This is a genomic window from Nonomuraea sp. NPDC050547 (assembly GCF_044457345.1).
Lineage (GTDB): Bacteria > Actinomycetota > Actinomycetes > Streptosporangiales > Streptosporangiaceae > Nonomuraea.
On the sequence record NZ_JBITGW010000006.1, the window covers coordinates 194,218 to 211,950 of the forward strand.

The window sequence follows — 17,733 nt, forward strand, 5'->3', positions numbered from 1 at the left end:
ATGCCGTGGCTCACCCGGCTCGCCACCGTCGCCCGCCGTACCGGCTACCCCGTCGTCGAGTGCCCCGGCTGGAAGAGCCGCGGCCACGGGCCGCAGCCGAGCGTGGAGGGGATCGTCTGCCACCACACCGCCGGACGCGACGATCTGCACGTGGTCCGTGACGGCCGGCCGGGCCTGGACGGGCCGCTGTCGCAGTTCTGGCTCCGACGGGACGGCACCATCTTCGTCGTGGCCGCGGGCCGCTGCTGGCACAACGCCCCTTCTACCTCGCCGCACCACGACAACTCCAGCAGCCTCGGGATCGAGGCGGAGAACAACGGCCGCGAACCCTGGCCCGAGCGCCAACTGGACGCCTACAAGGCGCTGTGCGCCGAACTCTGCCGCGAGTACGAACTCCCGGCCTCGCGCGTACGGGCGCATCGCGAGGTCAACCGCGGCAAGCCCGACCCCCACTCGATCAACATGAACGCCTTCCGCACCGACGTCGCCCACCTGCTCGCCGCCCGGCCACCGGCCAAGCTGCCCGAGCTGCGCCCCGGCGATAGCTCCGAGCACGTCGTCACCATCCGGCGCGCCCTGGGCGCCGCCGACCAGACCAGCCAGCTCTACACGGCCGAGGACCCGGACCTGATGGCCCTCGTCGAGCAGTTCAAGTCCCGTCACAAGCTCGGCACCGGCCTGCACTGGACCGCCGCGTGCTGGGCTGCCCTACCCAAGGAGCACCCGTGAAGAAGACCCTCGCCATCCTCGCCGCCAGCGCGCTGGTGCTCGCCGGCGGAGGCGCCGGCGCGGTCGCCGCGACGGCCTGGACCGAGCCCGCCAAGTCGTACGGCGGCTGCATCTCCAAGGCCACCGGATACCTCAGGGTTCTGGAGCGGAACGCGCTCACGAAGTCGGTGTCCGGCTCGTGCAAGTCCACGGAGAGGAAGGTGACCTTCTACTCCAGGTCCGGCGTGGACGCGCTGGTGAAGCCGCTGAAAGGGTTCGAGCTGACCTTTGACGGCACCACCGCCACCTGCAAGCCCAACGGGGCGAACGCGGCCGGCACACCGCGGTTCAACTGCGTCAAGGTCACGCCGTCGCCGTCGCCAACCCCCACCTCCTGACCGTTCTCGGTCGCCCTTGCCCCGAGCCTGCTGGCCGGGGCTTCGTCGTCTCCAAGGAGGAGAAGGCCATGCATCCTGCCCCCAAGGCCCCATTCGCCGTCCGCTACCCGCTGCTCGTGCGCGGCGCGCTCGCCCTGGTCCTCATGGGTCTCGCCCGACTCGGCATCGCACTCGGCTGGATCCCGCCCGAGTGGGAACTCACCGAGACCGGCGTCGAGCAGCTCTTCGACGCGGCCCTGTTCGCCTGGGCCTGGTTCACGTCGCAGCGCAAGGTGACCCCGGTCGCCGACCCGCGCGACGACCGCGGCCGGCAGCTCGTTGTCCAGGGCTGGGTCGAACGCCCCTGACGTCCCCAGAAACGCGATCGCCCCCGCTCCTTCCTTCGGGAAGGGGCGGGGGCTTTCTTCAACATTGGGGATGCCTATCCGCCGCCGAGCAAGGTTCCGAGCATGCTGCCGAAGGCGCCGCTCACCGTGTCACGGCCTCCCTCGCCGAGCCAGGCGCCTAGGGCTCGTAGCTTGCCCCGCTTCTCTTCGTCTGGCTCCCGGTCCGCCGCCTGCAGGAGCGCGTCACGGAGTAGTTCGGCGACGTTGTCAGGTGTGGGCCAGAACTCGGCCGCACGCTTTCCGTTGCCCAGCACCTTCTTGACGTACTCATGATTGTCGTTGAGCGAGCCGTCTGTCTCCAGGTAGGGCTCGTCCATCAGCGAGTAGAGCGCGCGCCGTACCGTGTCAGGATCCATCGCGGTTGCTTCGACGACGCGCTCACGGGAGATCGGCTGCCCTGGGCTCTCGTCCTTGAGCAACACGATCGCCTGAAGTACTGGGAGATCGCGCTCGTACCAGATGTTTGTCATGACAGCCTCACCTTGATCCCACCGGAGAACATCGAGTCGTGCAGCTCGATCGACGCGGGCTTGACGGTCTTCGGAATGTCGAAGAGCACCACGCCCTTCACCGAGTTGCCGGGGTTGATCTTCTCGTACAGGGACTTGGAGTCCTGGAGGTAGATGGCTGCCTCCGAGCTGGCCTCATACTCCGCGCCCTTGCCGTCGAAGAGCTTCTGCGCAGAACCGCTGAAGGCCTGGGCCTCGTCGCTGACGTTCTTCACCGTGACGTGCACGAGCAGGAACACTCCCTGCGCGTCCTTGTTCAAGAACTCGCCGCCGACCTGGCCGCGCCTTTCCAGTCGGGTGACCTTGAACGAGAACTTGCCGTCCTTCACCACGTCGCCGATGCCCGCGGTCTCAGGCTTCGGCTTCTCCTTCTTCGGCGGCTTCGCACTCGCCTGCTCACCGGCGCCGGCGTTCTCCTGGCTGGCGATCGTCGGCTTCTGATCGCTGCCGCCGACTGCGGCGACGAGCACGGCGCAGCCGCCGAACAGGACGAGGGCGACCACGGCGAGGACGATCAGCACGATAGGGGCGCTGCTCTTCTTGCGGCGCGGTGGGGGTGGCGGGCCGCCGTATCCGTTGTGTGGCGGGTACCCCTGTTGCGGGCTGGCGTGGGTGGGCTGCTGCCCGTACGGCTGGGACATGGTGAGCCTCCTGAGGACGCGCGAGGGGTGAGCGTTGGGACGCTCCAGACACGTATGTGGTTGGCGTTGTATACGTGACCGGCATGGCCAGATGTGGACATTCACCCGAACAGAGTTTCGAGTCGCGGTGTAGGGTGACCTGCATGAACGAGCTCGACCGCGTCGCCCTCGTCTCCGTGCTCCACCCCGTGAGGCACGCGGCCGAGGCCATCAACGAACAGATCTGGATCGCCAAGGGCGACGCCCTCGCACCCGACCTCGCTGAGGCCGAACGCGCCCTCGATGCCCTGGCCGCGGAGGTGGCCCGCGCCCGCACCCTCGTCCAGCGCCTGAGCGGGCACCCGGACGCGTAGTGCGGACGGCCGCGGCCACACTCTTCTCTCCTTGACGACCAGGATGCATCCGGAGACGATCCGCTAGTCGGGAAACTCCGAGAAACTCTCAAGGGAGATCTGATGGCCCTGCACTTCCTCGGCAAGGAAACGGACGGCGGCAACTCGCCGACCCTGTGGCTCGACGACGAGCGCGACGAGTACGTCCTCCAGGGCTGGGAGGTCACCGACTCGGACAGCCTGGCCGCGATCGGCACCGTCCCTGCCGGCGAGCTCGTGCTCAGGGTCCCGACAGTGCTCATGAACCACCTGCCGAAGGGCGACGGGTGAACCTGATCAGCGGCGACGCCTTCCGCGAGCACTTCCAGCCAGGCGTACGCGCCTTCCACCTGGAGCTCAAGGACGCCTACCACGTCGACTCCGAGGCGGAACCGCTGCGGAAGTGGCAGGCGGGCGAGTACGACGATCACGCGTGGCGCCGACCGTGGCAGGGCTTCCTGCGCGAGCGGACGGACGCCGGATGCGTCATCCAGCGCGTGCGCGTGGTGACCGTACCGCACTCCACCTACACCCGCTGGTTGCTGGCGATCGCCGGCGACAACGTCGCGGCGGGCGAGGATATCCGCTATCTACCGCGCCACCTCGCCGTGGACGTGGACTTCCCGGTCGAGGACTGCTGGCTGTTCGACGACGACCAGCTCGTCCTCAGCGTGTTCCCCGGTGACGGACGCAAGGGTGCGTTCGCGTCCGAGACGGATCCCGGCCTGATCAGCCGCTACCGTGTCGCACGTGATCTCGTCTGGGACCGGGCCATCCCGCACGCCGAGTATGTGCGCTCCGAGTACATGCAGCCTGTCTGACCCCTGCTGCGCTCGTGCCCGCGCCCACTGACCCGGCCCGCGAGGCCCTCGGCTCCCGGCTACGTGAGATCCGCCGCGATGCGGAGCTCACCGGGCGGGAGCTGGCCACGCGGGCCGGATGGCGTCCTCCACGGGTGTCGAAGTTGGAGGGCGGGTGGCAGGCGCCGAGCGCGGAGGACATTCGCGTCTGGTGCCGGATCTGCGGCGCCGAGGATCAGATCCCGGAGTTGATCGCGACCGCGCGGGCGATCGAGCAGCAGTATGTGGAGTGGCGCCGCCAGATGCGTGCTGGCCAGCGCCGGGTGCAGCGGGCCTTGAGTACTGAGGACCTGTCGACGACGCGGTGGCGGATCTGGGAGCCGTTCCACATCCCGGGGTTCGTCCAGACCCGGGCGTATGCCCGCGCCATCATGGCCCGGTCGATGGCGTTCTACGAGGTGCCGGCTGACGACCTGGATGCCGCGGTCGCGGCTCGCATCGGTCGGCAGTCGATCCTGCGCATGGGGACTCGGCACTTCCACGTGGTGCTCGCCGAGCAGGCCCTGTATACGCGTGTGGGGGGCGCTGGGGTGATGCGTGAGCAGTTGGGTCACCTGCTGGCCGAGATGGCCGCTCTGCCGCGACTGAGGGTCGGCGTGGTGCCTCGGGAGGCCGATTACGAGTTGGGCCCGCACGCTGGCTATTGGATCTTCGATGCGCGGGTGGTGATGACGGAGACGGTGACGGCGGGGATCAGCCTGACACAGCCGCACGAGATCGCGCTGTACGAGCGGCACTTCAAGGGGCTGGTCCGGTTGGCCGGTTACGGTCGCCGGGCGGAGGAGATGATCGCCAAGGCCAGTGAAGATCTTTAAGAAACTTCGAGAAACCTCGTTGAGCGTGTGACCTGCTGCGTTGGACATTCGGAGACATGGCCCTCCGCATCCCCAACTGCCACGTCCAGGACGCCGATGGCGTCATCCACCTCCAGCACAAGACCTCCGGCGACCAGGCGACCGCTGTCAACGAAGAGCAGGCGCACATCAAGGCAGCGATCCTGCGGCTGGCCTACCTGTGGAGGCGGGCGGCATGACGAACTTCTGGCCCGAGAAGCTGACCGGCGACACGGCCTTCAACCGCCGGCAGTACCTGATGGAGTTGTACGAGCTGGAGATCCGGCCTAACGGCTACCGCGGGCCGAAGCGCAACTTCTGCACCGTATGCCAGGCCTTCCTCGACACCTACCGGGACGGGTACGGGATACGCCTGCTGGACACGCAGCAGCAAAGGCTGTGCCGGGGCGGCGTGCGCGAGCACACGCCCGCCTGGGGGGAGATGTGACCAGCATGCTCCCCTTGATCACTGACGCCGACCGCGCGACCTGGCGGGACAACGCCTACCGCCTCCTCGGAAAGCTCTTCACCGAGCACCCCGATCTGTCCCCGCGCGTGCTGTGGGAAGTCGGCCCTGGACGGCTCGTCGGCCGGGTCGAGGCATTCCTTCCCGGCGCCGACGCCCAGCAGGTGGCGGTCGCAGCAGCCGAGATGCTGGGGCTCGACCAGCTCAACCCCTGCGCTCTCGAACCCGGGCTGACGCGCATAGCCGCCACGGCCCAGATAGACGACATCGACGTGACCGTGCTGGCCGTACTGCGCTACGACGACACCCCCTAGACAGCCCGCCCCCTGCGCTGGCCACCAGCCGCACGGGGCGGGTGATCAACCCCCGGCTTCCCACGTACTCGCCGTGCGGCCGGGTCGCCTCACACCGCTGGCTGGAGGGCCATGCGGGTGTGGGGCACAGGGCCCCGTCTCCCCTCCGCTCAGGAGGGCCACAGGAGACGGGGCCCACTCTCAGCGCATGCCGCCGAAGCGGGCGCGGATTTCGCCGGACCGGCTACAGCTCGGGCACGGCCGGTACCGCCACGGCAGCAGGAACGAGCGCAGTATGCCTCGGCCGTGGCAGCGGCGGCACTTGGTCAGCGGGTGGCGTGCGCTGCTCACGGCCACCACGACGAACGCCGCGGCGATGAGCGCGAGGATCATCAGGATCTCCACAGGGATGCTCCGTTCAGGGGTAGCGGCATGATCGGGAGGTAGCGGTGCCGCTACCAGCGGCGCTACCTAGCTGACGTGCGCAAATAGTGGAAGGTCGCGGGTAGCGGCGGCATGCCGGAACCCGCCTGGAGGCCCGGTGAGAGGGCGTCGAGGGTGAGCGGACGCCGCTACCCACGGGTGATCTCCCGTCTGTCCAGCAGCGCCTCAATCTCGGCGAGCTTGCAGCCCTTCAGCACCTTGCCGTCGACCTTGATGTCCTCGGACGGGACGTCGAGGCCGCGCAACAGCGCCGAGATGGACTCCGCGGTGACCCCCTCGTACAGCTCCGGGAGCTGTACGGCGAGAAGTTCGGCCAGGCGCTGCCACTGCACTCCGGGACGCCCGGCCGGCCACACCCGCACGACGTCGACGAGCACATCGAGGCGGAGGGCTTCGGCGCCGTCGCTGCCGATAATCTGACCGCCGCGCAGGTACGCGGCGCGGGCGAGGATCTTCGCAGCTTCCTGCTGGGTGGGGAACTGGGAGCGGACCGCAGTGGGCGCGGCCAGCCCGGTCACCATCGCCCACCCGGCGTCCAGGCCCGGCCGGTAGGACGTGGCGGAGATGCCGGCCCGGTAGGCGCCGGTGCCGAGGATCATGTCGTTGGCGATGTGGTCCTGCACGGCCAGGCAGGCCCGCATGGTGACGCACCTGGTGATGTTCGGCGGCACCGACTTCTTGTCGGGGATCTGCGTCGCCAGGATCACGATCAGACCGAGCGCCCGGCCGCGCTTGATGAGCCGTTCCGCCGCGGCGGCGACCTCGGGGTTGACGAGCAGCTCGTGCGCCTCGTCGATGAGGATCACCACGGGGTGCAGGCCGACGCCGGCGGCAGCCAGCTCCGATGTGACCTTGCCCTCGGGGGCCAGGCCCTGAGCGCGGAACTTGCGGATGCGCTTGCCGCGCCGCTCGGCCTCGGCCAGCCCCCAGGCGATGATCCGGGCGCCGCCGTCGAGCGCTTCGTCGTCGACACCGCAGTAGTACTCCGAGCAGAGGCCGTGCTCGTCGAAGTCTCCGAAGTCCGCGGTGCCCTTGAACTCGGCAATCTTGAACTCGACGGTGGGATCGAGCGCGGCGGCGAGCGCCAGGGCGCGGGCGAAGTAGCTCTTGCCGCTGCCGGGGACGCCGCCGATCAGCCAGTTCCGCTGGAACAGTTCGGTGGCGACCGGCCGCTGCCGCTGGTCCGAGCCGAAGTCCGCGGGCCCGAACACGCTGGTGCGCGCGTTGTCGGCGGTCAACGACCACTTCGGCTGACGCATCTTCGAGGCGGGCAGGTAGCCCACCCACAGGTCCAGTTGGCCCTCGTGGTCGGGGCCGACGCTGGGCCATACCTGGTCCTGGGGCAGCCGCAGCGCGCTGGAGAGGGCGCGGCGTGCCTCGCACACCTTGACCGCCTCCACCCCCCTCGGGAGGTTGACGCGGGCGAGCTGGCCGGGGCCGTCGCGGTGAATCTCGACCGGGAACGTGATCGCCGTTGGGTCCTTGAGTCCGGAGATGCCGATCGAGCACAGCGCGTCCCGCACCATCACGGCGGTCAACCGCCGGAACCGCGAGGTGACTACGGCCGGGCCGACGATCGGCCGATCAGCCGGTCTGCCGATCAGGCCAAGCGCGGCCGTGGTCCCGCCCCCGAGAAGCTGGAGCCAGGGCGACGGCAGCGCGAGCACCGCGGCGGCGCCCGCGCCGATGACCGCCGCCGCGCCGCCCAGGGTCACGGGCAGCCGAGCACGGACGTGCTCGGCGCGGACCTTCTCTAACTTGAGGTAGTCCTCCACGTTCTTCTGCGCGAGCATCTCCTTGCGCAGCGGCTTCTGCTCAGCGTCCGAGACCCACCGCCAGGAGCCGCGGACGGCGAGCCAGAGACCGCGCGGCGCCCACCACAGCGTCTTGGCCGCGTACTTCGGGGAGCGGACGGCGTGGTAGGCGCTGGTGTAGGCGATACGCCCGGCCCACCAGCGTGCCGCGGCCTCGAAGTCGCGGCGCGAGCGGACCCACACGGGCAGGATCGGCCGGCGCCGGTCCAAGCTGCGTCCGGTGATGGTGGCGTAGACGCTGGCGGGCTCATCCTCGTCCTCGTCGTCGGGGAGGTCGACGGGCTGGTCGGTGACGATCTCGTTGGGCTCGGTGACGACCTCCGCGTCGTACTCGCGAAGGTCCACCACGTCGGCCGAGGGTTCCGCGGTCACGACGCTGCGGGGAAGACGGCTGTACGGGCTTCCCGTACGCGCTTCTCTACCCAGCTCTTCGACCGGCGGGCGCGCGCGATGAGGGCGTCGTAGTCGGGCCCCCACTTCTCCCCACGGTCGGCCGCGGCCAGGATCTCGTCCGTCAGCGTACGGACGAATGGCTCGCGTTCGGCGGGTCCCTGGCCAGCGGGTACGGGGACCGTGCGGAAGACGTACGCCCGGCGTACGGGCGCCACCGCGGGTTCTGTACGGTCCGCTCCCGCGGTGTACGTCCATGCGCGCCGCACGACCGTAACCGGCCGCTCCGGTGCGACGGCCGCCGGGTGCCAGCGCTCCCACGCCGCCGCCCACGCCGCCTCAGGCGTGCAGTCGGGGCCGAGCGCGGTCCGGATGGACCAGGCCGTCCAGGAGATGCGCGGGTAGCGGATCCGGCGGGCCCACGAGGTGCGCGCCTGGGCGAGGGTGCGACGCCGCTGACGGCCAGCGCGTAGGCAGATGGTGAGCTGCCAGAGGCCGACGCCGAGCAGGGACGCGAGGGCGAGCACCGCGCCGCGCTGCGCGCCGCCCGCGCTGGTGGCGCCGTGCCAGAAGTTCATGCTGGCGGCGACCGCGGCGAGGATCCAGGCCCACGCGCGGTAGATACCGGTGGGCAGCCCGGCCCGGCCGGCGCGGTGTTCGAGGAGGGCGACGTACCAGACCGCACCCTCCAGGGCGATGGGCACCATGATGGCGAGCGGGCCGAGCAGCATCACCTCGGCGCCGAACGCGAGCTGGCCCGACCAGGCGAGCAGGATGGGGGCGCCCATCGCGATGCCACCCGCGAAGGCGGGGGCGAACCGTACCGCGGAGCCGCGCACGGTCTGGGCGGCTGCGCGGCGGCGGGCCCTCCACCGCTGAGCACGGGCAAGCCGGATTCGCTCTCGCTCGACGGCGTCCTCGTGCATCTGCTGGCGCTCTGCCCTGCGGAGCCGGATGGCGGCGTCGGCGCGGACGGCTTCTGCGGCGGCCTGCTGTTGTGCGGCGAGGCCGGCGGCGTAAGTGCGCTCGGCCCGCTTGTCGTAGAGGCTCGGGGCTGGTGCCGCTGGGGGCATGGCAATATCGTGTGCCATGGTTCGGACTCCAAGGTCTAGTTGGCGTCTGAGCTGGAAGAACCCCCACCTGGTTGGCGCCAGGTGGGGGCCTTCTTCGTTATGGAGTTGTCGAGCTGGAGCCCTGGTCGCCGCGGCGAGGGCTAATCGCAGGCGGCGACCAGGGGTCTTCCACGGTAGATGACGCAGGTCACCCCGGTCTATAGGTACCTATCCCCCCGCGTGCGTACTCTTGCGTACGGATGCGGTCGGGCGTGCCCCTACGCTGCGGTTCATGATCGATTGGCGGGCTGATCTCCCGCGCTGGGAGCAAATCGTGCGGGTGATCGCGAAGCGGATCGACACCGGCGAGTACGGTCGTGGCTATCTGATCACCGAGCGGGCCCTTATCGAAGAGTTCGCGGTCGCCAAGGTGACCGCGCGGAAGGCGATGGCCGGCCTGCGCGAGCGGCGGCTGGTGTACACCAGGCCGAATCTCGGGAGCTTCGTCGGTCCCGAGCCGGACGACGACTGATCTTGCCGCTGACTACGCCCCGTCACCAGTTAGGGCAACGGGGCGTTTCATGATCGTGCGTCGCTCATGCGTCATGATCTTGAGATATCGGGAGACACCGGGAGACCTCCAGAGACATGTTCTGTTGTCCCGCCGCTGGTCGGAGCCCGTTTCTAAGCCTTGACCAGGAGGGCCACGCACTCCACGTGGTGGGTCATCGGGAAGGCGTCGAACGCGCGGAGGTCGGTGAGGGGGTAGCCGCGTTCGTCCAGCCAGGCCAGGTCGCGGGCCAGGGTCGCCGGATCGCAGGAGACGTAGACGATCCTGGCGGCCTCCAGCGAGGCGATGCGGTCCACCACCTCGCGGCCCAAACCCGAGCGGGGCGGGTCGACGACCACCAGGTCGGCGCGTTCGATCTGGAAGCGGTCCAGGGCTTCCTCCACCCGGCCCCTCTCCACCCTGGCCTGGGGGAGGTCGCGCAGGTTGGCGCGGGCGTCGCGGACGGCTGCGGCCTCCGATTCGAGGCCGAAGACGGCGCCCTCGTCGCCCACCCGCTCGGCCAGCGCGGCGGCGAACAGGCCCACTCCGCAGTAAAGGTCGAGCGCCCATTCGCCGGGCTCGGGCTGGCCGTACGTGAGGACGGCGTCCAGGAGGGTTTCGGCGGCGCCGGGGTGTACCTGCCAGAAGCCGCTGCCCGTCACCCGGAACTCGCGGTCGTCCGCCCGCTCGTGGAGGTTGCCGGAGCCGTGGCGGGCGTCGCTGCGGCCTTTGCCCTGGTTGACGAGGATGGAGGCGGGCGCCTCCAGGTCGGGGACGGCGACGGTGCGGCGCGGGCGGGGGGCGATGACGACGTTGCGTTCGCCGCTCGACGACGCGATGACCTCCACCCCGGCGGCGCCCTTCCAGTTGTGCGCCTCGGCGCCCACCGCCTCCACCTCGGGGTGGGCGATGAGGCAGGCGTCGACGACCTCGATGTCGTGGGAGCGGTGGTGGCGGAAGCCGAGTTCGCCGCCGGGCGTGGCGGCGAACTGGACGCGGGTACGCCACCCGAGCCCGTCCTTCGCCCCGGGAACCTCCTCCACCACGATCTCGCGCTCGATCCCGGCCAGGCGGCGCAGTTGCTCGGCGACCACGTCGGCCTTCATGGCCCGCTGCGCCTCCAGCGTGACGTGCTGCCAGTCGCACCCGCCGCACCGGCCGGGACCGGCGTACGGGCACGGCGGCACGACCCGGTCAGGCGAGGCCTGGAGGACCTCGACGGCGTCGGCCCGAAGGAACCGGGTCGTCTCCTCGGTGACCCGGGCACGGACTCGCTCTCCGGGCAGTGCGTGGCGTACGAACACCACCCGCCCCTCATGGCGTGCCACGCACCAGCCGCCATGCGCGACCGGGCCTACCGTCAGCTCGAGAGTTGCCTGTTCCACAGCAATACAGCCTAGGCCCTCACCCGGCCGACTCCACCGAGCACCGCCTTAACTACGCTATGTAGCCATGTACGAGGGGCGGGTGGTACGGCGGCGGCTCGGGTTCGGGGGCACGCTGGCCGCCACGCTGTTCTTCTGCGCCTCGCTCACCCCGACGCTGCTGCCCAGGCCGTGGGTCATGCAGGGCGCGATGGGCGGGGTCACCGGCATCATCGGCTACGCCGTGGGCGCGAGCGCGGGCGCGGCGGGGCGGGCGCTGATCGGCTACCGGCTGCCCGAGCGGGGGCGGGTGCTGGCCTGGCGGGTGCTGATCGCGGTGTGCGCCCTGCTGGCGGGCGTGACGCTGTGGTACAGCCTCGGCTGGCAGGACGACCTGCGCGCGCTCATGGGGATGACCAGGCAGATCACCTGGTTCCCTCCGGCGATCCTGGCGCTGAGCGTCGCGCTGTTCGCGCTCTTCCTGCTCCTGGCCCGGTCGGTACGGCTCGGCGGCCGCAAACTGATCACCTGGCTGGACCGCTTCGTCCCGGTGCCCATCGCCCAGGCCACCGGAATCGTCATCGTGACCGCCGTCGTCGGGGTTCTGGCCAACGACGTGCTGTTCTCGGGGTTCGTCAACGCGGTCAACGACGCCTCGTCGGTCGCGAACGGCACCACCGATCCCGGGGTGCGGCGGCCGGGTTCCGCGAAGGTGTCCGGCGGCGCGGGTTCGCTGCTGGGCTGGGACTCCCTGGGGCGCGAGGGCCGCAACTTCACCGGGAGCGCGATCGCGACGCCCCGGCTGCGCGCCTTCTCCGGCAAGCGGCCGGCCGAGCCGATCCGGGTCTACGTGGGCCTGCAGGCGGCTCCCACACCGGCGGCCCAGGCGGCGCTGGCCGTACGGGAGCTGGAAAGGACGGGCGCGTTCGCGCGCCCTGTGCTCGCGGTGCTGGGGACGACGGGCACGGGGTGGGTGGACGAGCAGATCGCCGACAGCCTGGAGTACATGTACAACGGCGACAGCGCGATGGTCGCCCTGCAGTACTCCTACCTGCCGAGCTGGGTGTCGTTCCTGGTGGACCGCGGCAAGGCGGCGCGGGCGGGCGCGGCGCTGTTCGACGCGGTGCGCGCCCGGTGGGAACGGCTGCCGCCGGGCGAACGGCCGCTGCTGGTCCTGTCAGGGGAGAGCCTGGGCAGCTTCGAGCTCGAAGGCGCCTTCCGCGACCTGCCGGACCTGGTGGGCAGGGCCGACGGGGCGTTGTTCGTGGGGCCGCCGGACGCCAACCCGATCTGGCGGGCGGTGACCGCGGGGCGCGAGCCGGACAGCCCGGTGTGGCGGCCGGTGTTCGAGCGGGGCAGGACGGTGCGCTTCGGGCAGTACCCGGATGACCTGTCCTGGCCGCCGGGGCCGTGGGAACGGCCGCGCGTGGTGTATCTGCAGAACGCCTCCGACCCGGTCGTGTGGTGGTCGACCGACCTCATCTACGCCAAGCCGGAGTGGCTGACCGCGCCGCGCGGGCCGGACGTCAACCCGCGGATGAACTGGTTCCCGCTGGTGACGTTCTGGCAGGTGCTGGGAGACATGTCGGTCGCGCTGAACGTCCCGGCAGGGCACGGCCACGTCTACGGCGCGAACGTGGTGGAAGGCTGGGCGGCCATCGCCGCGCCGGACGGCTGGAGCGCCGCCGACACCGCCCGCCTCCACGCGCTGGTCAGCGCTCGTTCTTCCCCGTGAGCTGCTCGTCCTTGATGACCTGGTGCCAGGGACGGCGCACGGAACCCGGCGCGAACGGCTCGGGACGGCCCTTGAGCCGGTCGGAGGAGTGCAGCTGCCACGGGACGCTGGTCACCATCACGCCCGGCTTGAACAGCAGGCGCGCCTTGAGCCGCAGCGCGCTCTGGTTGTGGAGCAGGTGCTCCCACCAGTGGCCGACGACGTACTCGGGGATGAAGACGGTGATGACGTCGCGGGGCGAGCGGCGGCGCAGCGTCTTGACGTAGTCGAGGACCGGCTGCGTGATCTCCCGGTAGGGCGAGTCGAGCATCTTCAGCGGGACCGGGATGCCCCACCGTTCCCACTCCTCCTGCAGGCGGCGGGCCTCGTCGCCCTCGACGCCGACGGTGATGGCCTCCAGCGTGGACGGGCGGGTGGCGCGGGCGTAGGCCAGGGCGCGCATGGTCGGCTTGTGCACCTTGGAGACGAGCACGATCGCGTGGTTGCGGGCCGGGAGCATCGACGGGTCGTACTCCTCGGTGATCTCCAGCTCTGCGGCGACGTTGTCGTAGTGGCGGCGGATCGCCTTCATCATCAGGAACAGGATCGGCATCGCGATGCACACGATCCACGCGCCGACCAGGAACTTCGTCAGCAGCACCACGATCAGCACCAGGCCGGTCATGATGCCGCCGAAGAAGTTGATCGTCCGCGAGCGGTGCATCTGGTGGCGTACCCGGGGATCGGTCTCGGTCTTCAGGTGGCGCGTCCAGTGGATGACCATGCCGGTCTGGCTGAGCGTGAACGAGACGAAGACGCCCACGATGTACAGGTTGAGCAGGCGGCTCACGTCGGCCTGGAACCCCCACAGCAGCAGGCAGGCGCCCAGCGCCAGGATGACGATGCCGTTGGAGAAGGCCAGCCGGTCGCCGCGGGTGTGCAGCTGGCGCGGCAGGTAGCGGTCCTGGGCCAGGATCGAGCCGAGCACCGGGAAGCCGTTGAAGGCGGTGTTGGCCGCCAGGAACAGGATCAGCGCGGTCACCGCCGAGATCACCACGAACAGCAGCGAGCCGCCGCCGAAGACGGCGTCGGCCACCTGGGAGATGATCGGCTGCTGGTAGTAGCTCTCGCCGGCCGGCTTGCCGTCGATGAGGATGTCCAGCGCCGGGTGCTCCGACACCTTCACGCCGGAGACCAGGCCGAGCGCGATGATGCCGCCGAACATCGTGATCGCGACCAGGCCCATCATGAGCAGCGTGGTGGCGGCGTTCTTGCTCTTGGGCTTGCGGAAGGCGGGCACGCCGTTGCTGATGGCCTCGACGCCCGTCAGGGCGGCGCAGCCGGAGGAGAAGGCACGCAGGATCAGGAAGGCGGCGGCGAAGGAGGTCAGGTTCGTCTGCTCGGCCACGATCCCGTAGTCGGCGGTGGGCGCCTTGAGGTCGTCGTCGAGGACCAGGAGCCGGATGCCGCCCCAGAAGATCATGCCGATGACCGCGGCCATGAACGCGTAGGTCGGGATGGCGAAGGCGGCGCCCGACTCCCTGATGCCGCGCAGGTTGACGACCGTGAGCAGAATGACGATGACGATGGCGACCGTGGGCTTGTGCTCGGCCACGAACGGCACCGTCGCGCCCACGTAGTCGACGCCGTTGGCGACCGAGACGGCCACCGTCAGCACGTAGTCCACCATGAGCGCGCTGGCCACGGTCAGGCCGGCGTTCTTGCCGAGGTTCGTGGTGGCGACCTCGTAGTCGCCGCCGCCGCTGGGGTAGGCGTGGACGTTCTGCCGGTACGAGGCGACCACCGTGAGCATCACGATGATGACGGCGATGGCCACCCAGGGGCTGAAGTGGTAGAACGACACACCCGCCAGCGAAAGGATGACCAGAATCTCCTGTGGCGCGTAGGCCACCGAGGACAGGGCGTCACTCGCGAACACGGGGAGTGCGATGCGTTTGGGAAGCAGCTGTTCATGCAGCTGACCGCTGCGCAGCGCCCGGCCGACCAGGACGCGTTTCAGGAGATCCGTTACCTTCGCCACGTAAACCGATGCTAGCCCTCTCCTCCCGCCCGGCAGTTACGGCGCTCCCTTATCAGGCCATACTGATACACGAGACCTGCCAAACCGCGGACGGCGGAGAGTATGCACATAGTGATCATGGGTTGTGGCCGGGTGGGATCGACCATCGCCCACATCCTTGAGGACAACGGCCACTCGGTCGCGATCATCGACCGGGACCCGCAGGCGTTCCGCCGCCTGCGCGCCGGATTCCGCGGCCGCCGCGTCACCGGCGTCGGCTTCGACCGCGACGTCCTCATCGAGGCCGGCATCGAGTCGGCCGCCGCGTACGTGGCGGTCTCCAGCGGCGACAACTCCAACATCATCTCCGCCCGTGTCGCCCGCGAGACGTTCGGCGTCGACAACGTCGTCGCCCGCATCTACGACTCCCGCCGGGCCGAGATCTACCAGCGGCTCGGCATCCCCACGGTCGCCACCGTGCGCTGGACCGCCGACCAGATCCTGCGCCGCGTCCTGCCCGAGGGCGCGGAACCCCTCTGGCGCGACCCCACCGGCACCGTCATCCTGGCCGAGGTCACGGTGAACGCCGCCTGGGTCGGCACCCGCGTCATCGACCTCGAAGAGCAGGCGGGGGCCCGGATCGCGTTCGTCAACCGCATGGGCGAGGCCCTGGTCGTCAAGCGCGAGACCATGGTCCAGGAAGGCGACATCCTGCACGTCATCGCCGCAGAAAACGACATGGACCGGATCAACAAGGTGCTCGCCGCGGCGCCGGAACAGGACCACTGATGCGCGTCGCCATCGCCGGCGCCGGAGCCGTCGGCCGCTCCATCGCCGCCGAACTCCTGGAGAACGGCCACGAGGTCCTGCTCATCGACATCGACCCCAAGGCCATCAAGATCGACACGGTGCCACGCGCCGAATGGCTGCTCGCCGACGCCTGCGAGATCTCCTCCCTCGACGAGGCCGGGCTCAACAACTGCCACGTCGTCGTCGCCTCCTCCGGAGACGACAAGGTCAACCTCGTGGTCTCGCTGCTGGCCAAGACGGAGTACGGCGTGCCGCGCGTCGTGGCCCGCATCAACCACCCGTCGAACGAGTGGCTGTTCAACGAATCCTGGGGCGTGGACGTCGCCGTCTCCACGCCGCGCCTGCTGTCCGCGCTGGTGGAAGAGGCGGTGAGCGTGGGCGATCTGGTGAGGTTGATGACGTTCCGCCAGGGCCAGGCGAACCTGGTGGAGCTCACGCTGGCCGACGACGCCCCCGTGGTGGGCCAGCGCGCCGGCTCGGTCCCCTGGCCCACGGACTCGGCCCTGGTCGCCATCCTCCGCGAGGGCCGCGTCCTCGTCCCCACCGCCGACGACCCGCTGGAGGCCGGCGACGAGCTCCTCTTCGTCGCCAGCCAGGAAGTCGAGCAGGACCTGGCGCATCTCCTGTCCTCTCACTGACTCTCCGCTCCAAGCAGCCCCATCCGTCACGGCAGGCCCTCTCCACGAGCCCCATCCGTCACGGCCGGCCGCAGCCACCCCCACCCGCCGCACGTGGCCGGCCTCTGTCCAGGGACACGGCCGTCCAGCGTTCGGGGCGGGCCACCATAACGCCCGCCCCGAACCCGGCTACCGCTGAAAGGCACGTGGGGTAGCCGAAGGCAGCGTCAGACGGCCGGCGGCGCGGTCGTGGCGGCGGCCGACCATGCACGCTGGACGGCCGTTCCCCTGGACGGGGCCCGGCCCTGTGCGGCGGGTGGGGGTGGCTGCAGCCGGCCGTAACGGAAAAAGGGCCGGAAAGAACCGAAACATAACCCCCTGGCCGCACGCAGCCATCAGAAGAAGAGAATCACGCCACCGACGGCTTGATGGGCGTGCGGCCGCGGCCCAGGAGCCAGAGCATGGCGCCGAGGGCGGCGACTTGGAGCGGCCAGCCCATCAGGATCTTCGTGATGCCCAGCGCCGCCACCGCCTCGTCGCCTCCGTACAGGTAGACCGGCAGCTGCACCGCCACCCGCACCACGCACGGCAGCATCAGCAGCCACGTCAGCCGCGTGCACAACCGCACGATCCCCGGGTCCTTGTGCCACGCCGTCGGGTCGCCGGTGACCGAGCCGATGAGGAAGCCCACGACCGGCCAGCGGGTGATGATCGAGATGAGCATCGCCACCGAGTAGCCGGCGTTCCAGAGGATTCCGGGCAGGAAGTACGCCTTCGCGTCACCCGATCGGCTGGCGAAGAAGGCGCCGATGGCGATGCCGATGAGGCTGTTGATCACGAACTGCGGCGTGGAGCGCTGCACGAGGCGCGCCAGGAGCAGCAGCACCGCCAGCGCGATGCTGACGATGAGCGAGGTCTTCAGCTGCTCCGTGGTGATCCACGTGACGGTGAAGGCGATCGTGGGCACCGCGGCCTCGATCATGCCACGCACGCCGCCCAGTGCCTTGCTGAGCTGGGCGCGCACCGCCGCCTCGACGGTGTCGTGGGCGACTTCCTCGGCCTCGGCGCTCACCTGATCAGCTCCCTGGACGCAGTTCGTATCGTGGATTGAACATCACCTTGCGCCCGTCCTGCATGCTGACCAGGCCCTCGGCCTTGACGATGCGACCGGGTTCGATGCCCGCGATCCTGCGGCGGCCGAGCCAGACGAGGTCGATCACGTCGGACCCGTCGTAGAGCTCGGCCTCCAGCGCGGGCGCCCCACCCCGGGGACGCAGCGTCACGGTACGTAGCGTACCGGCTACGCAGAAGCGGCGTCGGCCGCCGCACCTGACGATGGGAGTGGCGCCGGCCTGGTCGGCGTCCTCCCGCAGCTCCTGAGCTTCGATCTCGGACTGCGGGGAGGCAAGCCGGCTGAAGAAGCCGCGCAATCCCCCGCGTTTGTGGGGCTCTGCCGTACTCGTCATGATGACTCAGCTTATGTGATGAGAGGC

Annotated in this window: 23 protein-coding genes; 14 read left to right on the top strand and 9 right to left on the bottom strand. The window is 69.9% G+C overall.

Annotation, left to right across the window (positions count from 1 at the left end; translation table 11 throughout):
- The 3 genes from ACIBHY_RS17185 to ACIBHY_RS17195 all read left to right on the top strand — a co-directional run bounded on the left by ACIBHY_RS17185 (window position 1) and on the right by ACIBHY_RS17195 (window position 1,453).
- Window positions 1-729: an N-acetylmuramoyl-L-alanine amidase gene (locus tag ACIBHY_RS17185; protein ID WP_397307145.1), complete on the top strand. Its 729-nt coding sequence runs from the start codon at window positions 1-3 to the stop codon at window positions 727-729.
- Window positions 726-1,106 (top strand): hypothetical protein, encoded by a 381-nt coding sequence (locus tag ACIBHY_RS17190; RefSeq protein ID WP_397307146.1) that lies wholly within the window; start codon window positions 726-728, stop codon window positions 1,104-1,106. The genes ACIBHY_RS17185 and ACIBHY_RS17190 overlap by 4 nt, the downstream gene beginning before the upstream one ends.
- Window positions 1,107-1,174: 68 nt before the next feature.
- Window positions 1,175-1,453 carry a hypothetical protein gene (locus tag ACIBHY_RS17195; protein ID WP_397307147.1) on the top strand — a complete coding sequence of 93 codons (279 nt, stop codon included), beginning with the start codon at window positions 1,175-1,177 and terminating at the stop codon, window positions 1,451-1,453.
- A gap of 74 nt (window positions 1,454-1,527) precedes the next feature.
- Here ACIBHY_RS17195 and ACIBHY_RS17200 read toward each other — a convergent pair whose 3' ends face one another.
- Together ACIBHY_RS17200 and ACIBHY_RS17205 are read right to left on the bottom strand one after the other, a co-directional pair.
- Window positions 1,528-1,962 carry a hypothetical protein gene (locus ACIBHY_RS17200; protein ID WP_397307148.1) on the bottom strand — a complete coding sequence of 145 codons (435 nt, stop codon included), beginning with the start codon at window positions 1,960-1,962 and terminating at the stop codon, window positions 1,528-1,530.
- The gene (locus ACIBHY_RS17205; RefSeq protein ID WP_397307149.1) at window positions 1,959-2,642 is read right to left on the bottom strand and encodes a DUF4352 domain-containing protein; all 684 of its coding nucleotides are present in this window, start codon (window positions 2,640-2,642) and stop codon (window positions 1,959-1,961) included. The genes ACIBHY_RS17200 and ACIBHY_RS17205 overlap by 4 nt, the downstream gene beginning before the upstream one ends.
- A gap of 143 nt (window positions 2,643-2,785) precedes the next feature.
- Between ACIBHY_RS17205 and ACIBHY_RS17210 the strand changes: the two genes are divergently transcribed.
- From ACIBHY_RS17210 to ACIBHY_RS17240, 7 genes are all read left to right on the top strand, one after another.
- A complete protein-coding gene (locus ACIBHY_RS17210) occupies window positions 2,786-2,995 on the top strand; it encodes a hypothetical protein (RefSeq protein WP_397307150.1) in 210 nt (69 codons plus the stop codon).
- A gap of 102 nt (window positions 2,996-3,097) precedes the next feature.
- Window positions 3,098-3,304: a hypothetical protein gene (locus ACIBHY_RS17215; protein WP_397307151.1), complete on the top strand. Its 207-nt coding sequence runs from the start codon at window positions 3,098-3,100 to the stop codon at window positions 3,302-3,304.
- A complete protein-coding gene (locus ACIBHY_RS17220; RefSeq protein ID WP_397307152.1) occupies window positions 3,301-3,834 on the top strand; it encodes a DUF6879 family protein in 534 nt (177 codons plus the stop codon). The genes ACIBHY_RS17215 and ACIBHY_RS17220 overlap by 4 nt, the downstream gene beginning before the upstream one ends.
- A gap of 14 nt (window positions 3,835-3,848) precedes the next feature.
- A complete protein-coding gene (locus ACIBHY_RS17225; protein WP_397307153.1) occupies window positions 3,849-4,688 on the top strand; it encodes a helix-turn-helix domain-containing protein in 840 nt (279 codons plus the stop codon).
- Between the two features lie 56 nt (window positions 4,689-4,744).
- Window positions 4,745-4,906, top strand: a complete 162-nt coding sequence (locus tag ACIBHY_RS17230) for a hypothetical protein (protein WP_397307154.1) — start codon at window positions 4,745-4,747, stop codon at window positions 4,904-4,906.
- Window positions 4,903-5,154, top strand: coding sequence for a hypothetical protein (locus ACIBHY_RS17235; RefSeq protein WP_397307155.1), 252 nt, complete (start codon window positions 4,903-4,905; stop codon window positions 5,152-5,154). Before ACIBHY_RS17230 ends, ACIBHY_RS17235 begins: the two co-directional genes overlap by 4 nt.
- 14 nt (window positions 5,155-5,168) lie before the next feature.
- Complete coding sequence (locus ACIBHY_RS17240) at window positions 5,169-5,486, top strand: hypothetical protein (RefSeq protein WP_397307156.1); 318 nt, start codon at window positions 5,169-5,171, stop codon at window positions 5,484-5,486.
- A gap of 180 nt (window positions 5,487-5,666) precedes the next feature.
- Here the strand turns inward: ACIBHY_RS17240 and ACIBHY_RS17245 are convergent, their stop codons facing one another.
- The 3 genes from ACIBHY_RS17245 to ACIBHY_RS17255 form a co-directional block, all read right to left on the bottom strand.
- On the bottom strand, window positions 5,667-5,870 hold the full coding sequence (locus ACIBHY_RS17245) for a hypothetical protein (protein WP_397307157.1): 204 nt from the start codon (window positions 5,868-5,870) through the stop codon (window positions 5,667-5,669).
- Window positions 5,871-6,037: 167 nt separating this feature from the next.
- The gene (locus ACIBHY_RS17250) at window positions 6,038-8,095 is read right to left on the bottom strand and encodes a hypothetical protein (RefSeq protein ID WP_397307158.1); all 2,058 of its coding nucleotides are present in this window, start codon (window positions 8,093-8,095) and stop codon (window positions 6,038-6,040) included.
- The gene (locus tag ACIBHY_RS17255) at window positions 8,092-9,186 is read right to left on the bottom strand and encodes a hypothetical protein (RefSeq protein WP_397307159.1); all 1,095 of its coding nucleotides are present in this window, start codon (window positions 9,184-9,186) and stop codon (window positions 8,092-8,094) included. The genes ACIBHY_RS17250 and ACIBHY_RS17255 overlap by 4 nt, the downstream gene beginning before the upstream one ends.
- Before the next feature lie 271 nt (window positions 9,187-9,457).
- Between ACIBHY_RS17255 and ACIBHY_RS17260 the strand changes: the two genes are divergently transcribed.
- On the top strand, window positions 9,458-9,697 hold the full coding sequence (locus ACIBHY_RS17260; protein WP_397100597.1) for a GntR family transcriptional regulator: 240 nt from the start codon (window positions 9,458-9,460) through the stop codon (window positions 9,695-9,697).
- A 152-nt stretch (window positions 9,698-9,849) separates the two neighbouring features.
- Here the strand turns inward: ACIBHY_RS17260 and ACIBHY_RS17265 are convergent, their stop codons facing one another.
- Window positions 9,850-11,079, bottom strand: coding sequence for a class I SAM-dependent RNA methyltransferase (locus tag ACIBHY_RS17265; protein WP_397243775.1), 1,230 nt, complete (start codon window positions 11,077-11,079; stop codon window positions 9,850-9,852).
- An 88-nt stretch (window positions 11,080-11,167) separates the two neighbouring features.
- Here ACIBHY_RS17265 and ACIBHY_RS17270 point away from each other — a divergent pair, with 88 nt between their 5' ends.
- On the top strand, window positions 11,168-12,814 hold the full coding sequence (locus tag ACIBHY_RS17270; RefSeq protein ID WP_397307160.1) for an alpha/beta hydrolase: 1,647 nt from the start codon (window positions 11,168-11,170) through the stop codon (window positions 12,812-12,814).
- Here the strand turns inward: ACIBHY_RS17270 and ACIBHY_RS17275 are convergent.
- Window positions 12,792-14,834, bottom strand: coding sequence for an APC family permease (locus ACIBHY_RS17275; protein WP_397307161.1), 2,043 nt, complete (start codon window positions 14,832-14,834; stop codon window positions 12,792-12,794). The two genes, ACIBHY_RS17270 and ACIBHY_RS17275, sit on opposite strands and share 23 nt — an antisense overlap.
- Window positions 14,835-14,936: 102 nt before the next feature.
- On the opposite strand from ACIBHY_RS17275, the gene ACIBHY_RS17280 reads away from it, so the two are divergent.
- On the top strand, window positions 14,937-15,602 hold the full coding sequence (locus ACIBHY_RS17280) for a potassium channel family protein (RefSeq protein WP_397307162.1): 666 nt from the start codon (window positions 14,937-14,939) through the stop codon (window positions 15,600-15,602).
- Window positions 15,602-16,261, top strand: coding sequence for a TrkA family potassium uptake protein (locus ACIBHY_RS17285; protein ID WP_184971832.1), 660 nt, complete (start codon window positions 15,602-15,604; stop codon window positions 16,259-16,261). The genes ACIBHY_RS17280 and ACIBHY_RS17285 overlap by 1 nt, the downstream gene beginning before the upstream one ends.
- Window positions 16,262-16,649: 388 nt before the next feature.
- Here the strand turns inward: ACIBHY_RS17285 and ACIBHY_RS17290 are convergent, their stop codons facing one another.
- Both ACIBHY_RS17290 and ACIBHY_RS17295 read right to left on the bottom strand, forming a co-directional pair.
- The gene (locus ACIBHY_RS17290) at window positions 16,650-17,312 is read right to left on the bottom strand and encodes a DUF3159 domain-containing protein (protein ID WP_397307163.1); all 663 of its coding nucleotides are present in this window, start codon (window positions 17,310-17,312) and stop codon (window positions 16,650-16,652) included.
- A gap of 4 nt (window positions 17,313-17,316) precedes the next feature.
- A complete protein-coding gene (locus ACIBHY_RS17295; protein ID WP_184971835.1) occupies window positions 17,317-17,706 on the bottom strand; it encodes an OB-fold nucleic acid binding domain-containing protein in 390 nt (129 codons plus the stop codon).
- Between the last annotated feature and the right edge of the window lie 27 nt (window positions 17,707-17,733).

Excerpts from the sequence above, each read along its gene's own strand:
- ACIBHY_RS17185 (WP_397307145.1), top strand. The coding sequence starts at position 1 with ATGCCGTGGCTCACCCGGCTCGCCACCGTCGCCCGCCGTACCGGCTAC.
- ACIBHY_RS17195 (WP_397307147.1), top strand. The coding sequence starts at position 1,175 with ATGCATCCTGCCCCCAAGGCCCCATTCGCCGTCCGCTACCCGCTGCTC.
- ACIBHY_RS17200 (WP_397307148.1), bottom strand. The coding sequence starts at position 1,962 with ATGACAAACATCTGGTACGAGCGCGATCTCCCAGTACTTCAGGCGATC.
- ACIBHY_RS17205 (WP_397307149.1), bottom strand. The coding sequence starts at position 2,642 with ATGTCCCAGCCGTACGGGCAGCAGCCCACCCACGCCAGCCCGCAACAG.
- ACIBHY_RS17210 (WP_397307150.1), top strand. The coding sequence starts at position 2,786 with ATGAACGAGCTCGACCGCGTCGCCCTCGTCTCCGTGCTCCACCCCGTG.
- ACIBHY_RS17215 (WP_397307151.1), top strand. The coding sequence starts at position 3,098 with ATGGCCCTGCACTTCCTCGGCAAGGAAACGGACGGCGGCAACTCGCCG.
- ACIBHY_RS17230 (WP_397307154.1), top strand. The coding sequence starts at position 4,745 with ATGGCCCTCCGCATCCCCAACTGCCACGTCCAGGACGCCGATGGCGTC.
- ACIBHY_RS17235 (WP_397307155.1), top strand. The coding sequence starts at position 4,903 with ATGACGAACTTCTGGCCCGAGAAGCTGACCGGCGACACGGCCTTCAAC.
- ACIBHY_RS17255 (WP_397307159.1), bottom strand. The coding sequence starts at position 9,186 with ATGCCCCCAGCGGCACCAGCCCCGAGCCTCTACGACAAGCGGGCCGAG.
- ACIBHY_RS17260 (WP_397100597.1), top strand. The coding sequence starts at position 9,458 with ATGATCGATTGGCGGGCTGATCTCCCGCGCTGGGAGCAAATCGTGCGG.
- ACIBHY_RS17270 (WP_397307160.1), top strand. The coding sequence starts at position 11,168 with ATGTACGAGGGGCGGGTGGTACGGCGGCGGCTCGGGTTCGGGGGCACG.
- ACIBHY_RS17280 (WP_397307162.1), top strand. The coding sequence starts at position 14,937 with ATGCACATAGTGATCATGGGTTGTGGCCGGGTGGGATCGACCATCGCC.
- ACIBHY_RS17285 (WP_184971832.1), top strand. The coding sequence starts at position 15,602 with ATGCGCGTCGCCATCGCCGGCGCCGGAGCCGTCGGCCGCTCCATCGCC.
- ACIBHY_RS17295 (WP_184971835.1), bottom strand. The coding sequence starts at position 17,706 with ATGACGAGTACGGCAGAGCCCCACAAACGCGGGGGATTGCGCGGCTTC.